Genomic DNA, 13,869 nt, shown 5'->3' on the forward strand with positions numbered 1-13,869 from the left:
CCATCAGGAGCCAGCATGACCGGAAACGCAACCTCGATTCCTTCTCGCCAACTGGGCAACCACGGTCCCACGGTCTCGGCGATCGGCCTCGGCTGCATGGGCATGAGCGATTTCTATGGCGCGCACGACGATGCGGAGTCGATCCGCACCATCCGGCACGCGCTCGACCGCGGCATAACGCTGCTCGACACTGCCGACATCTACGGCCCGCACACCAATGAAGCACTGGTGGGACGCGCCATTGCCGGGCGGCGCGACCAGGTCGTGCTGGCGACCAAGTTCGGCATCGTGCGCGACCTCTCGCAGCCGGCGGCGCGCGGCGTCAACGGCCGCCCCGAGTATGTGCGCGCAAGCTGCGAGGCGAGCCTGAAGCGGCTCGGCGTCGACCACATCGACCTGTATTACCAGCACCGCATCGATCCGCAGGTGCCCATCGAGGAAACCGTGGGCGCCATGGCGGATCTCGTGAAGGCCGGCAAAGTCCGGTGGATCGGCCTGTCCGAGGCCGGTGCGCAGACCATCGAGCGCGCGCATAAGGTGCATCCGGTCTCCGCGCTGCAGAGCGAATATTCGCTGTGGACGCGTGACGTCGAGACCGACGGCATCCTGGCCACGTGCGAACGGCTGGGCATCGGCTTCGTGCCGTACAGCCCGCTCGGGCGCGGGTTCCTGACAGGAGCCATCCGCAGCCCGGACGATTTCGACGCGGACGATTTCCGCCGGTCCAACCCGCGTTTCATGGGCCAGAACTTCGCACGCAATCTTGCGCTGGTCGACAAGGTGCGCGCACTGGCCGCCGCCAAGGGCTGCACGCCGGCGCAACTCGCGCTGGCCTGGGTGCTGGCGCGCGGCCAGCAGGTCGTGCCGATTCCCGGCACGCGCCGCATCGCCAATCTCGATGACAACCTTGGCGCGCTGGGCGTGCGGCTCGACGCCAGGGAACTCGGGGAAATCGAAGCCATTTTCCCCGCGGGCGCAGCGTCGGGTACGCGCTATGCCGGGCATGTGATGCCGATGCTGGCACGCTGAGGGCCGACGCTGGCCGAGGGGGCCGGCGGGGGCCGCATAATGACGAGCCCTGAACCGTGCCCGACGGAGTGCCGCATGTCCCTGATTCCCCTCGATGCCGCCAGCACGGCGGCACGCCTGCCTTATCCCGAGCTGGCCGATGCCATCGCCGACATGCTGGCCGAACTGCGCAAGGGCACGGCCATGGCGCCGCCGCGTATCGCGCTGCCGGTTGGCGATGCACGGGACGGCGAGGGCACGCTGCTGGTGATGCCCGCGCGCAACCGGCGGCTGGTGATGACCAAGAACATCACCGTGCATCCGGACAATCCGCGGCGCGGCTTGCCGAACATCCTTGGCGAAGTGGTGGTGGCCGATGCGCATACCGGCGCGCGCGTGGCGATGCTCGACGGCCCCACGGTCACCGGCCGGCGCACGGCGGCGGTGTCGCTGCTGGCCGCGCAGCGCTTTGCTGCTCGACCGGATGGCGAACTGCTCATCATCGGCGCGGGCGTGCAGGCGCTGACGCACCTGGAGGCCTTCATCGCCGGATTGCCGGTGCGCCGCGTCTGGCTGCATTCGCGCACGCGCGACAAGGCCGAAGCGCTCGCCGCGCATGCCGGCACGCTTGGTGTCGAGGCGGAGGTGGTCGATGACGTTGCACGCGTGCTGCCGCGCGTGTCGATGGTGGTGACGGTGACATCGAGCCGCATCCCGGTGCTGCCCGATCTCGACAGCGGCTTGTGGCGCGACGACCAGTTCATTGCGGCGGTCGGCGCATTCCGTCCCGATATGTGCGAACTGCCGCCGGCGGTGTGCCAGGCGGCCTCTGCCAGCGGGCGCCTGCTCGCGGATACGCTGTTCGGCATCGAGGACGAGGCCGGCGACCTGTTGCAGGCCGGTATCGACTGGGCCACGGTGCAGCCGTTCGAGACCGCGATCCTGCAGGCCGATGCCATCCGGGCGCGCGCTGGGAGCCCGCTGGTATTCAAGAGCGTGGGCTACGCGCTGTGGGACCTCGCGGCCTGCGTGCTGGCCAGCCGGCAGGACTGAGCGCTACTGCGCGGCCGCTGATGCCAGCCACATCTGGAACAGTTCTCGCGCCGGCTCAAGGTAGGCGGCAATCGGTTCGCTGCATCCGCCTGCGTACCAGTGGCAGTAGCACCCGTGGAAGGTGGACACCATCAGCCGCGCCACCGTGGCCGGCATCGCCCGCTGCGGCTGCGTGAACGCATCAACCAGTCCCTGCACGTGGCCTTCCCAGCCACGGTGGATTTCGGCGCGCACGCTGGCCGGCAAGTTGCCCGAGAACAGCATGCCGAGCACCACGCCCTTGGCTTCGGGATTGGCCGACAACGCTCGCGCGACCTCCTCGAATACACGATCCAGGCGGCGCGCCGGCGTTTCTCCGGCGCGTATCTCGGGCGCAATCTCCTGCCCGATTTCCCGGAACAGCGTGGTCGCGGCTTCCGCCAGCAACATTTCCTTGCTGCCGAAGTGCCATAGCAGGCTGCTCTTGGCCACGCCCGCACTGGCGGAAATCTGATCCAGCTTCACCTCGGCATAGCCATGCGCGCGGATCAGGTCGCGCGTCACGGCGAGCACGCGTTGGCGCGTTTCAAGCCCGCGACGGTTTTTCTGTGCAGCGGGCGGGGAGGGCGGTGGGGGGAATGCAGGCATGGAGGCGATAAAAAGAGCCGGTGAAGACACATCCACGGCGGGTTCGCGCGGATCATCCCTGATTATTCGAATTTGACAGTGTGACGGCATTCGAACCAAACTTGTGAATTGTACTGAACGTTCAGCACAATGCGCCCCCGCTGGTGGGGCGGCAGTCCGGCTGCCGCCTGTTGCTTCCTCGGGCTCGCACGGAGCCAATCTCTCAAGGAGAACCGAATGCTTCACCGATATGCGGCGCTGGCCGCCGCTGCGCTTTGCCTGGCCGGCACGGCCCATGCCGCCGAAGGCTCCCAGCCGGCTACGCCGGCCACGGCGAAGGCCAACGCGGCCGTCCTGCAACAATTGCCGTTCGCCAACCGGCAGGATTTCGAGGATGCGCAGCGCGGTTTCCTCGGCACGCTGGACGGCAACGAGATCCGCGATGCGAAGGGCCGCGTGGTCTGGTCGCTCGGGACCTATGCCTTCCTGCGCGACGCCAAGGCGCCCGATACAGTCAACCCGAGCCTGTGGCGCCAGGCCCAGGTCAACCTGAACAACGGCCTGTTCCAGGTCACCGACCGCATCTACCAGGTGCGCGGGTTCGACATCTCGAACATGACCATCATCGAGGGCGATACCGGGCTGATCATCATCGATCCGCTGACCTCGATGGAAACCGCGCATGCGGCGCTCGACCTGTACTACAAGCATCGCCCGAAGAAGCCCGTGGTGGCGGTGATCTACACCCATAGCCACGGCGACCACTTTGGCGGCGTCAAGGGCGTGACCACCGAGGAGGACGTCAAGGCCGGACGGGTCAAGGTACTGGCGCCGGAGGGGTTCATGGAAGAGGCCGTCAGCGAAAACGTGTTCGCGGGGACGGCGATGGGCCGCAGGGCGCAGTACATGTACGGGAGCAACCTGCCGCGTTCGGCCACCGGCCATGTCGATTCGGGCCTGGGCAAGGCGGTGTCGCACGGCACCATCACGCTGATCGCGCCAACCGACCTGATCGCCAAGACCGGCGAGACGCGCACGATCGACGGCGTGAAGATCGAGTTCCTGATGGCGCCCGGCACCGAGGCCCCGGCCGAGATGCTGATGTACTTCCCGCAGTGGAAGGCGCTGTGCGCGGCCGAAGATGCCACCCATAACCTGCACAACCTCTACACCATCCGCGGCGCGCAAGTGCGCGACGCCAACCAGTGGTGGCGCGCGCTGGACGACACCATCGACCGCTTCGGCGGGCGCACCGAGGTGATCTTCGCCCAGCACCACTGGCCCAAGTGGGGGCAGCAGAACATCGTCAGCTATCTCGGCAACCAGCGCGATGCCTACAAGTACATCCACGACCAGTCGCTGCGCCTGGCCAACCAGGGCTTCACGCCGGCCGAGATCGGCGAGCGCGTGAAGCTGCCGCCGTCGTTGGCCAGCCAGTGGGACTTGCGCGACTACTACGGCACGGTGAACCACAACGCCAAGGCCGTCTACCAGCGCTACCTGGGTTGGTATGACGGCAACCCGGCCAACCTGTATCCGCTGCCGCCGGAAGAGGCTGCAAAGCACTATGTCGCGTTCATGGGCGGTGCCGACAAGGTGATCGAGCAGGCCAGGGCCTCCTACGCGCGCGGCGAGTACCGCTGGGTGGCCGAGGTCATGAAGCACGTGGTGTTCGCCGATCCGTCCAACCAGGCGGCGCGCAACCTGGAGGCCGACGCCCTGGAGCAGCTCGGCTACCAGACCGAGTCGGCCACCTGGCGCAGCGCTTTCCTGAGTGGCGCGCAGGAACTGCGCAATGGCTTGCCGAAGGATCCGGGCGCGCGCACGGCCAATCCTGACGTGCTGCGCGCCATGACCGACACCATGTTCCTGGACTATCTGGCCATCCGCCTGAACGGCGAGCGCGCGGCCGGGCAGAAGCTGGCCATCAACTGGGTCCAGCCCGATACCGGCAAGCGCTACGCGCTGACGGTGGAAAACGGCGTGTTCCGCTACAAGGCCGATGCCCAGCATGCTGCTCCGCAGGCGACGCTGAGCATCCCGCGCACGGCGCTGCTCGGCGTGCTGGCCGGGCAAACCACGCTGCCGGCCGAAGTGCAGGCCGGACGCGCCCGTGTCGACGGTGATGCCGGTGCCCTGCGTACCTGGGTGGGCCTGATGGACAAGTTCGACAGCAACTTCGCCATCGTGACGCCCTGACGCAACCGACAGGCGCGTGCGGGCGTCGATACGGTGAAAATCCGGTCGGCGCCCGCGTAAAACCCCTGGCATTCGAGGGTTTTTCGCTTGAGGGGCAAAAACGTTGCGTGAATGCTGCGGCACAGCGGGCGAAAGTCAGCCTTGATGCGATTTTTTAGTGGTTAACCCTTTATTTAGGGGAGGAATTCTACGAATCCGTATCGTCGATGAAACAGTCCCGCTGCCGCAGGCCGGATAATGCCCTTCGGTAGTAACCCGAATGAGGAGTGAGGACTATGAAATCGACCTATAAGAAGATGCTGGCGGCAGGCGCTGTCATGGCGCTGGCAGGTACCGCGCAGGCACAATCGGCGGGCAGCAACATCATCAGCCTGGGCTGGTTCCGCGTCATGCCGAACAGCTCGGCCGATCCGCTGACGGTGGACAGCATCAACGGCCGCCCGGTCGGCATGGTTCGCCCCAACACCGGCGCGGACATCGAGGCCGCCGACACGGTGGGGCTCGCCTTCGCGCATTTCTTCACGGACAACATCTCGGCCGACTTCATTGCCGGCATTCCGCCCAAGCATGACGTCAAGGGCACCGGCGACTATGCCCAGTACGGCAAGCTCGGTTCGGTCAGGCAGTGGAGCCCGGCCTTGCTGGTGAAGTACCACTTCTTCGAGGCCAAGGCCAGGTTCCGTCCCTACGTCGGCCTCGGCGTGAACTACACGTGGTTCACCGACGAAACCATCAGCAACCAGGATTTCGTCAACCACGCCTTCGGCATCCCCGGCGCCAGGATGAGCGCCAGCGCCGACAGCTCGTGGAACCCGGTTTTCAATATCGGCGCCAACTACGCCATTAACGACAACTGGTTCGTCGGCCTGTCGGTGTCCTACGTGCCGGTGTCGACGCGGGCGACGTTCACCACGCAGGCAGCCGGGGTGACGATCGTGTCGCACACCAAGATCAAGATCGATCCGGTGGTCACGTTCCTGAGCGTGGGCTACAAGTTCTGACCGGTCCGGACAGGACGCATGCGAAAACGGGGCGCCATGGGCGCCCCGTTTTGTTTGGGTCGTCAGCGCACCCCGCAGGGACTCACACCGCCGACTTCACCGGATAGCCAGCTTCCTCGATCGCCGCGCGCAACGCCTGCACGTCGGCGCCGCTTTCCACCTTGACTGACTGCGCCGGTACATCGGCCGACACGCGTGCGGCGGGATCGACGCCTTGCACGGCACGCGTAATCGCGCCGACGCAGTGGTTGCACGACATGCCTTCGACCTGGAACTGGATCATGGCTGGGACCTCCTGATTGACATGGACTGGCGGCACGATCGCCGCGACAGGCGTAGTGTGAACCTTCCCACGGTGGGAAGCGCAAGCAAAACCGGAAAGTCGGAAGACCGCCTTGACCTTCCTATCATGGTAAGGTCCATCATGCAGTCACCGAAACTGTGGATGAGCCAAGCGATGTCGAATGCCAGCCTTTCCCCTTCCCTGACGGGCAGCCAGGCGCCGGAGTGGCGGCTGCCGATCGACGGCATGACCTGCGCCTCATGCGTGCGGCGTGTCGAGAATGCGCTGGCCAAGGTGCCGGGCGTGCGGGACGTTGCCGTGAACCTGGCGACCGAACAGGCCACGCTTCATGCGGACAGCGGCGCCGTGCTGCCGGCCGCGGCCAAGGCCATTGCCGACGCCGGCTATGAAGTGCCGCGCGAGACGGTGGAACTCAATATCTCGGACATGACTTGCGCCTCCTGCGTGGGCCGTGTCGAACGCGCCCTGCGCGCGGTACCCGGCGTGCTCGACGCGCAGGTCAACCTGGCGACCGAGCGCGCCAGCGTGACGTTGCTGCGCGGCGCTGCCGATGCCGGCGCGCTTGCGGCCGCCGTGACGCCCGCTGGCTATGGCGCCACGCCCGTGACGGACGCACTTCGCGCCGCAGCGCCGGATGCCGCCAAGCGCGACTTCTGGAGCGGCCCGTGGCCCGTGATCCTCTCTGCGGCGCTGTCCTTGCCGCTGGTGGCGCCGATGGTGCTGGAATGGTTCGGCGTGCACTGGATGCTGCCCGCCTGGGTGCAGTGGCTGCTCGCCACGCCGGTGCAGTTCGTATTCGGCTGGCGCTTCTACAAGGCCGGCTGGAAGGCCGTGCGTGCCGGCGCCGGCAATATGGACCTGCTGGTGGCGCTGGGCACGAGCGCGGCCTATGGCCTGTCGCTGTGGCTGATGTGGCGATCGCCGGGCGGCATGCCGCACCTCTATTTCGAAAGCGCTGCCGTGGTCATCACGCTGGTCCGGCTGGGCAAGTGGCTGGAGACACGCGCCAAGCGCCAGACCGCCGACGCCATCCGCGCGCTGGCCGCGCTGCGGCCCGACACCGCCCGCGTGCGGCGCGGCGGGCAGGAAATCACCGTGCCGCTGGGTTCGGTCCGCGTCGATGACGAGGTGGTGGTGCGCCCGGGCGAGCGGATCCCCATCGATGCCGTGGTGATCGAAGGCACGAGCCACGCGGACGAGTCGATGCTGACCGGCGAAAGCCTGCCGGTGCCCAAGGGCCCGGGCGACAAGCTCACCGGCGGCGCCATCAATTTCGAAGGCCTGATGGTGGCGCGCACCGTGGCGGTGGGCGCCGAGACCGTGCTGGCCCGCATCATCCGCATGGTCGAGCACGCGCAGGCCGCCAAGGCGCCGATCCAGCGCCTGGTGGACCAGGTCAGCGCAGTGTTCGTGCCCGTGGTGCTTGGCATTGCGCTGCTCACGCTGCTGGGTTGGGGCCTGTTCGCGGGCGACTGGGAAGCGGCGCTGCTCAATGCGGTGGCGGTGCTGGTGATCGCCTGCCCGTGCGCACTGGGGCTGGCCACGCCGACCGCGATCATGGCCGGCACCGGCGCCGGGGCGCGCGCGGGCATCCTGATCAAGGACGCCGAGGCGCTGGAGATTGCGCACCGCGTCAGCGTGGTGGCCTTCGACAAGACCGGCACGCTGACCGTGGGACGGCCCGAGGTTGTGGCCCTGCACGCTGCCGATGCGGACGATGCCGACGGCGCGCGGCTGCTGGCACGGCTGGCCGCACTGCAGGCGGGCAGCGAGCACCCGCTAGCGCGTGCGGTGCTGAACGCGGCGCAGGCACGCGGCATTGCCGCGCCGGTGGCCGCCGACGTGCAGGCGCTGCCGGGACGCGGCATTGCCGGCATGGTCGAGGGACAGGCCCTGCAGCTCGGCAGCGAACGGCTGCGCGAAGCGCTGGGCGCTGATGCGGGTACGCTGCAAGCCGTGGCCGAACGCCTGCGCGACGAGGGCCGCACGGTATCGTGGCTGGTCGAAACGCAGCCGCCGCGCGTGGCCGGGCTGGTCGCCTTCGGCGATGCCATCAAGCCAGGCGCGCCGGCGGCCATCGCGCGCTTGCGTGCGGCTGGCGTGCGCACGGTGATGCTGACTGGCGACAATCGCGGCGCCGCCGCGCGCGTGGCGCAGGCGCTGGGTCTGGATGAAGTGCAGGCCGAGGTGCTGCCGCAAGACAAGGCTGCGCGCGTTCAAGCGCTGGGCCAGAACGGCGCGGTGGTGGCCATGGTCGGCGACGGCATCAACGATGCACCGGCGCTGGCCGCGGCCGATGTCGGCATTGCCATGTCGACCGGCACCGACGTGGCCATGCACGCCGCCGGCATCACGCTGATGCGCGGCGATCCCGCACTCGTGGCCGATGCGCTGGCCGTGTCGCACCGCACCGTGCGCAAGATCCGCCAGAACCTGTTCTGGGCGTTCTTCTACAACGTGGTGGGCATTCCGCTGGCGGCGGCGGGCCTGCTCAATCCGGTGGTTGCCGGCGCGGCCATGGCGTTCTCCAGCGTGAGCGTGGTCAGCAACGCTCTGCTGCTGCGCCGCTGGCATCCCGGTGCCGGCGCTAGCGAACAGGGAGGGAGGGCATGAATATCGGGCAGGCCGCGGACGCATCGGGCGTGTCCGCCAAGATGATCCGGCACTACGAGTCGATCGGGCTGGTCGATGCGCCGCCGCGCACCGAAGGCGGCTACCGCCGCTATGACGAGCGGGCCGTGCATACCTTGCGCTTCGTGCGGCGCGCCCGTAATCTCGGGTTCTCGCTCGACGAGATCCGTGGGCTGCTGTCGCTGTGGCATGACCGCCGGCGCGCCAGCGCCGATGTGAAGGCGATGACGCTGCGGCATGTGGCCGACCTGGAAAAGCGCATTGCCGAACTCGCCGCGATGCGCGATACGCTGCGCGCGCTGGCCGAGGCGTGCAGCGGCGATGACCGGCCCGATTGCCCGATCCTTGCCGACTTTGCGCAGCCAGATAGCCCTGCGCATTGCCATGGCGCTTCTGGCGCCGCGGGAAAACTCGAACAATAATCGGAAGCGCAGTGCCCGTTGAAGGGGGTACCGGAGGAGAGCCGCGGATGGACAAGCCCATGACGGAAGATCCCGTTCATACCGCCGAAGCCATGCAGTCGGCGCGCGCCGACGCAAAGGATACGGCGCGCGGCCCTGTTGCGGTGGAAAGCCGGCAACGCATGCGCGACGGCACGGAACTGCTGCTGCGCACGTGGGAGCCGGATTCCCAGTTGGGCTCGGCGCCGCTGGGCTGCGTGCTGGTCGTCCATGGCCTGGCGGAACACAGCGGCCGCTACCAGCATGTGGCGGAGCGGCTGTGCGGCCTGGGCCTGCGTGTGCGCGCTTATGATCAGCGCGGCCACGGCGCCAGCGGTGGTGCGCGCATGGTGGCCGAGCATCCGGACGTTTATCTCGACGACCTCGCGGAAATCCACGATGCAGCGATGCGCGCGTGGAACGAACTGCCGATCCTGCTCGGCCACAGCATGGGCGGCCTGGTGGCGGCGCGCTTCGCGACCGCCCGGGTACGGCCGGTACGCGCGCTGGTGCTTTCGTCGCCGGCCCTGGCATTGCGGCTGTCGCCGGCCATGCTGACGCTGCACCGCATGCTGCTGACACTGGCGCCCCGGCTGCGCGTGCCGAACCCGATCGATGCGCGCATGCTGTCGCACGACCCGCAGGTCGTGGCGCGCTACCGTGCCGATCCGCTCGTGCAGACCACGATCACCGCGGGCGTGCTGGAGAGCTTTATCCGCGGCATGGCGCAGGCGCAAGCCGATGCCGCGCGGCTTGAAGCGCCCATGCTGATGCTGGTGGGCGGTGCGGACCGCATTGTCGATCCGGCAGGCAGCCGTATCTTCTTCGACCACGCGCCGGCCGACCTGCGCGATGAAGTGTGGTTCGACCACGGCTACCACGAGATCTTCAATGAAGCCGAGCCTTTGCGCGGGGAAGTGTTCGCGGCACTGATGGACTGGCTGCGGCGGCGTCTGTTGGCGACGCAGGACTAGGCGCGGAAGACCGACTCGGCTACGCCGAATACGGCGCTTACGACGGGATCGTCGCGGCGGCTCGCCAGCGCGACCAGCGACAGTTCGGTCTGCACCGACATGCCTTCCACAACCACGAGACCGTGCGCATGCGATTCGCGCAGCGCAATGGAATCGCGCACGAGCGACAGGCCCACGCCGGAGCGCACGAGATCGAGCATCGACGCCTCCTGGTCAACGTGCGCGACCTTGTGCACGCCGGCGGCGTCCACGCCAGCTTCGGCAAAGCGTGCCGAAAGCAACCTGTGGTGCGCGGACTCGGGCGGCGTCCAGATCCATGGCAGTGTCGCCAACTGTGCCCACGAGCGCAGCGCCGTCCGTTCCTTCCAGCCCTTGGGCGCAACCACGTAGTACGAGAACGGCGTTAGCGCCAGCGCATGGAAGCCGGCATCGGGCGGCTGCCCGAGATAGAAGCCGGCGTCGAGCGCGCCGCTGCGTACCTGCTGTAGCACCCAGCCCGACATGCCGTGGCGCAACGCCGTGCCGATCTGCGGATGGCGTTCGACCAGCGTGCGCAGCATGACGCCAAGCCGCGTGAACTCGGGATCGAGGATAGTGCCGATGGCGAGCTTGCCGCGCACGGTGTGGTGCATCGCGTCGACCGTGTGATGCAGGTCGCCGACGCTGTCGAGGATGCGCTCGGCCAGCGGCAGCAGCGCCGCACCATCCGTGGTCAGCGTGAGCCCGGTTGCGGTGCGTTCGAACACACGGATGCGCCACGCCGACTGCAGTGCCTTCAGCTGCAGGCTTACGGCGGGTTGCGTCAGGTGAAGCCGCTGGGCGGCACGGGTGAGGTTGCCTTCGCGGGCGACGGCAACGAAGGCGCGCAGGTGATGGAGGTCCACGTTGGAGCGCAAAGGGGCGCGCGAGTGTGCGGTGCAATATTTACAGCGGCTTATATTGCGATTGACGATAAATCATTGGACGGGCCCGCGCAACTGCGCCAACCTTGCGGACACTGGAGCCCATAGCCCGGTCACGGGGCGCAAACGCTCCGGCCATCTTCACCCCACGCAAAGATGGGGCGATGCCGGTGGCAGGCAGTCACTGAACACCAGAACACCAGAACAAGCGGAGACAAGACGACTCGTATGGAGACCTTCGACTACATCATCGTGGGCGCCGGCTCGGCCGGCTGCGTGCTGGCCAACCGGCTGACGCAGGACCCGGAGGTGAATGTGCTGCTGCTGGAAGCGGGCGGCAAGGATGATTACCACTGGATCCACATCCCGGTCGGCTATCTCTATTGCATCGGCAACCCGCGCACGGACTGGCTGTATCGCACGGTCGCGGAGAAGGGACTCAACGGACGTTCGCTCGGCTATCCGCGCGGACGCGTGCTGGGCGGTTCGTCGTCGATCAACGGCATGATCTACATGCGCGGCCAGCGCGAGGACTACGACGACTGGGCGCGCCTGACCGGCGACGACGGCTGGCGCTGGGACAACGTGCTGCCGCTGTTCAAGCGCAGCGAAGACCACCACCGCGGCCCGAGCGAATTCCATGGCGCCGGCGGCGAATGGCGCGTGGAAGGGCAACGCCTGCATTGGGATATCCTGGAGCGGTTTATCGAGGCGGCGGAACAGGCCGGCATTCCACGCACCGATGACTTCAATCGCGGCGACAACTTCGGCGTGGGCTACTTCGAAGTCAACCAGCGCCGCGGCATCCGCTGGAACACGGCGAAGGCCTTCCTGCGGCGTGCGGCGGATCGCCCGAACCTGACCATCGTCACCGGCGCGCAGGTAAGCGCGCTGACCTTCGAGGGGCGCCGCTGTACCGGCGTGAATTATGTCGGCGGCGGCCAGCCTCACAGCGCGGCGGCGCGGCAGGAGGTCATCCTGGCCGCGGGCGCGGTCAATACGCCGCAACTGCTGGAGCTGTCGGGCATCGGACAGGGCGAGCGGCTGCAGGCGCTGGGCATCGAAGTCCGGCACGCCTTGCCAGGCGTGGGCGAGAACCTGCAGGACCATTTGCAGTTGCGCAGCGTGGTCAAGGTCAACGGCGTGCGCACGCTGAACACGCGCGCGGCGAGCTGGTGGGGCAAGCTGGGCATCGGGCTGCAGTACGCCTTCAACCAGAGCGGGCCGATGAGCATGGCGCCGTCGCAGCTCGGCGCGTTCGCGCGGTCCGATGCGTCGCAGGCGCGGCCAAACCTGGAGTATCACGTGCAGCCGCTGTCGCTCGACAAGTTCGGCGAACCGCTGCACGCCTTCAATGCGTTCACGGCCAGCGTCTGCAACCTGCGGCCGACTTCGCGCGGCAGCGTACATATCGACAGCGCCGATTTCCGGCAGGCTCCGGTGATCGCGCCCAACTACCTGTCCACGGAGGAAGACCGGCGCGTGGCCGCCGATTCGCTGCGGCTTACGCGGCGCATCGTGGCGTCGCCGGCGCTGGCGCCCTACCGGCCGGAAGAGTGGCTGCCAGGGCCGGGCTTCGAGACCGACGAAGCGCTGGCGGAGGCGGCCGGCAATATCGGGACCACCATTTTCCATCCGGTCGGCACGTGCCGCATGGGCCGCGCGGATGATCCGCTTGCCGTAGTGGACCAGCGTCTGCGCGTGCTTGGCATCGACGGTCTGCGGGTGGTGGATGCGTCGGTGATGCCGTTGATCACGTCGGGCAATACGAATTCGCCGACGATCATGATCGCGGAGCGGGCCAGCGACATGCTGCGCGAGGACCGCCGGCAGCAGCTTGCGGCCTGAGAGCGTCGCGCGTTGCGCGTTGCGATAAGAGGTGGAGAGCAGGGGCTCGGGAGCCGGATCGCCCGCAAGCCCTTGTCGCAGCGCGTCAAAGACCTGACACATGGTTCATGTCTTATAGTGCAAACCCCGATGTTTTGCGATGCAACAGGCGCACACAATAGAACAAAGCGGTTGGTGCACCACCCAGCACATGGCAATGGGCACCCCGGCAACAGCGGTAGTCGCACCGCATCATAAAAATCAATAAAGCGACCCAACGGCGAAACGCCGGGTTCGAACCGATTGTCAGTGGTGCCGGGCACAAGCCGGCAGTTCAGCAACAGGGCGGGCAGGAGACTATGAATTCACAGGAAACCATCCTGGAAACGCGAAACCTCACGAAGGAATTCAAGGGTTTCACGGCGGTGAGCGACGTCAACCTGCGCGTGCGCCGCGGCTCGATCCATGCGCTGATCGGGCCCAACGGCGCCGGCAAGACTACCTGCTTCAACCTGCTCACCAAATTCCTGGAGCCGACCCAGGGCACCATCCTCTTCAACGGCGTCGATATCACGCGTGAGAAACCCGCGCAGATCGCGCGCCGCGGCGTGATCCGCTCGTTCCAGATCTCGGCCGTGTTCCCGCACCTGACGGTGATGGAGAACGTGCGCATCGGCCTGCAGCGCCAGCTTGGCACCGCGTTCCAGTTCTGGCGCAGCGAGCGTTCGCTCGACGTGCTCAATGGCCGCGCCATGGAACTGCTCGAACAGGTCGGCCTGACAGAGTTCGCGCAGACCGTCACGGTGAACCTGCCGTACGGGCGCAAGCGCGCGCTGGAGATCGCCACCACGCTGGCGATGGAACCCGAGCTGATGCTGCTCGACGAGCCCACGCAGGGCATGGGCCACGAAGACGTGGATCGCG

12 protein-coding genes are annotated in these 13,869 nt (G+C 67.3%); 9 read left to right on the top strand and 3 right to left on the bottom strand.

Annotated features, from left to right (window positions below):
• Positions 1 to 15 precede the first annotated feature (15 nt).
• Positions 16 to 1,029, top strand: a complete 1,014-nt coding sequence (locus AC3FKH_RS03180; RefSeq protein WP_488672836.1) for an aldo/keto reductase — start codon at positions 16 to 18, stop codon at positions 1,027 to 1,029.
• 75 nt (positions 1,030 to 1,104) lie between these two features.
• Positions 1,105 to 2,061 carry a delta(1)-pyrroline-2-carboxylate reductase family protein gene (locus tag AC3FKH_RS03185; RefSeq protein ID WP_488672837.1) on the top strand — a complete coding sequence of 319 codons (957 nt, stop codon included), beginning with the start codon at positions 1,105 to 1,107 and terminating at the stop codon, positions 2,059 to 2,061.
• A 3-nt stretch (positions 2,062 to 2,064) separates the two neighbouring features.
• On the opposite strand, the gene AC3FKH_RS03190 is transcribed toward AC3FKH_RS03185, so the two are convergent.
• The gene (locus AC3FKH_RS03190) at positions 2,065 to 2,613 is read right to left on the bottom strand and encodes a TetR/AcrR family transcriptional regulator (RefSeq protein WP_488672839.1); all 549 of its coding nucleotides are present in this window, start codon (positions 2,611 to 2,613) and stop codon (positions 2,065 to 2,067) included.
• Between the two features lie 291 nt (positions 2,614 to 2,904).
• Here AC3FKH_RS03190 and AC3FKH_RS03195 point away from each other — a divergent pair, with 291 nt between their 5' ends.
• Together AC3FKH_RS03195 and AC3FKH_RS03200 are read left to right on the top strand one after the other, a co-directional pair.
• Positions 2,905 to 4,866: an alkyl/aryl-sulfatase gene (locus tag AC3FKH_RS03195; protein WP_488672841.1), complete on the top strand. Its 1,962-nt coding sequence runs from the start codon at positions 2,905 to 2,907 to the stop codon at positions 4,864 to 4,866.
• 275 nt (positions 4,867 to 5,141) lie between these two features.
• Positions 5,142 to 5,867, top strand: a complete 726-nt coding sequence (locus AC3FKH_RS03200) for an OmpW/AlkL family protein (protein WP_488672843.1) — start codon at positions 5,142 to 5,144, stop codon at positions 5,865 to 5,867.
• 82 nt (positions 5,868 to 5,949) lie between these two features.
• Here AC3FKH_RS03200 and AC3FKH_RS03205 read toward each other — a convergent pair whose 3' ends face one another.
• Entirely contained in the window at positions 5,950 to 6,150 is a 201-nt protein-coding gene (locus AC3FKH_RS03205) for a heavy-metal-associated domain-containing protein (protein WP_483709871.1), read from the bottom strand.
• A gap of 162 nt (positions 6,151 to 6,312) precedes the next feature.
• Here AC3FKH_RS03205 and AC3FKH_RS03210 point away from each other — a divergent pair, with 162 nt between their 5' ends.
• From AC3FKH_RS03210 to AC3FKH_RS03220, 3 genes are read left to right on the top strand one after another with little or no spacing between them, the layout of a single operon-like run.
• Positions 6,313 to 8,784, top strand: a complete 2,472-nt coding sequence (locus tag AC3FKH_RS03210) for a heavy metal translocating P-type ATPase (protein WP_488672845.1) — start codon at positions 6,313 to 6,315, stop codon at positions 8,782 to 8,784.
• On the top strand, positions 8,781 to 9,224 hold the full coding sequence (gene cueR, locus AC3FKH_RS03215) for a Cu(I)-responsive transcriptional regulator (protein WP_488672847.1): 444 nt from the start codon (positions 8,781 to 8,783) through the stop codon (positions 9,222 to 9,224). Before AC3FKH_RS03210 ends, cueR begins: the two co-directional genes overlap by 4 nt.
• Before the next feature lie 47 nt (positions 9,225 to 9,271).
• Complete coding sequence (locus tag AC3FKH_RS03220) at positions 9,272 to 10,216, top strand: alpha/beta hydrolase (protein ID WP_488672849.1); 945 nt, start codon at positions 9,272 to 9,274, stop codon at positions 10,214 to 10,216.
• On the opposite strand, the gene AC3FKH_RS03225 is transcribed toward AC3FKH_RS03220, so the two are convergent.
• Positions 10,213 to 11,100, bottom strand: coding sequence for a LysR family transcriptional regulator (locus AC3FKH_RS03225; RefSeq protein WP_488672851.1), 888 nt, complete (start codon positions 11,098 to 11,100; stop codon positions 10,213 to 10,215). The genes AC3FKH_RS03220 and AC3FKH_RS03225 overlap by 4 nt on opposite strands.
• A 246-nt stretch (positions 11,101 to 11,346) precedes the next feature.
• Here AC3FKH_RS03225 and AC3FKH_RS03230 point away from each other — a divergent pair, with 246 nt between their 5' ends.
• Complete coding sequence (locus AC3FKH_RS03230) at positions 11,347 to 12,966, top strand: GMC family oxidoreductase (protein WP_488672853.1); 1,620 nt, start codon at positions 11,347 to 11,349, stop codon at positions 12,964 to 12,966.
• 338 nt (positions 12,967 to 13,304) lie between these two features.
• On the top strand, positions 13,305 to 13,869 hold a 565-nt coding region (locus AC3FKH_RS03235; protein WP_488672854.1), incomplete at its 3' end, for an ABC transporter ATP-binding protein.

This window comes from Cupriavidus sp. 21MJTG02-4 (assembly GCF_057798975.1).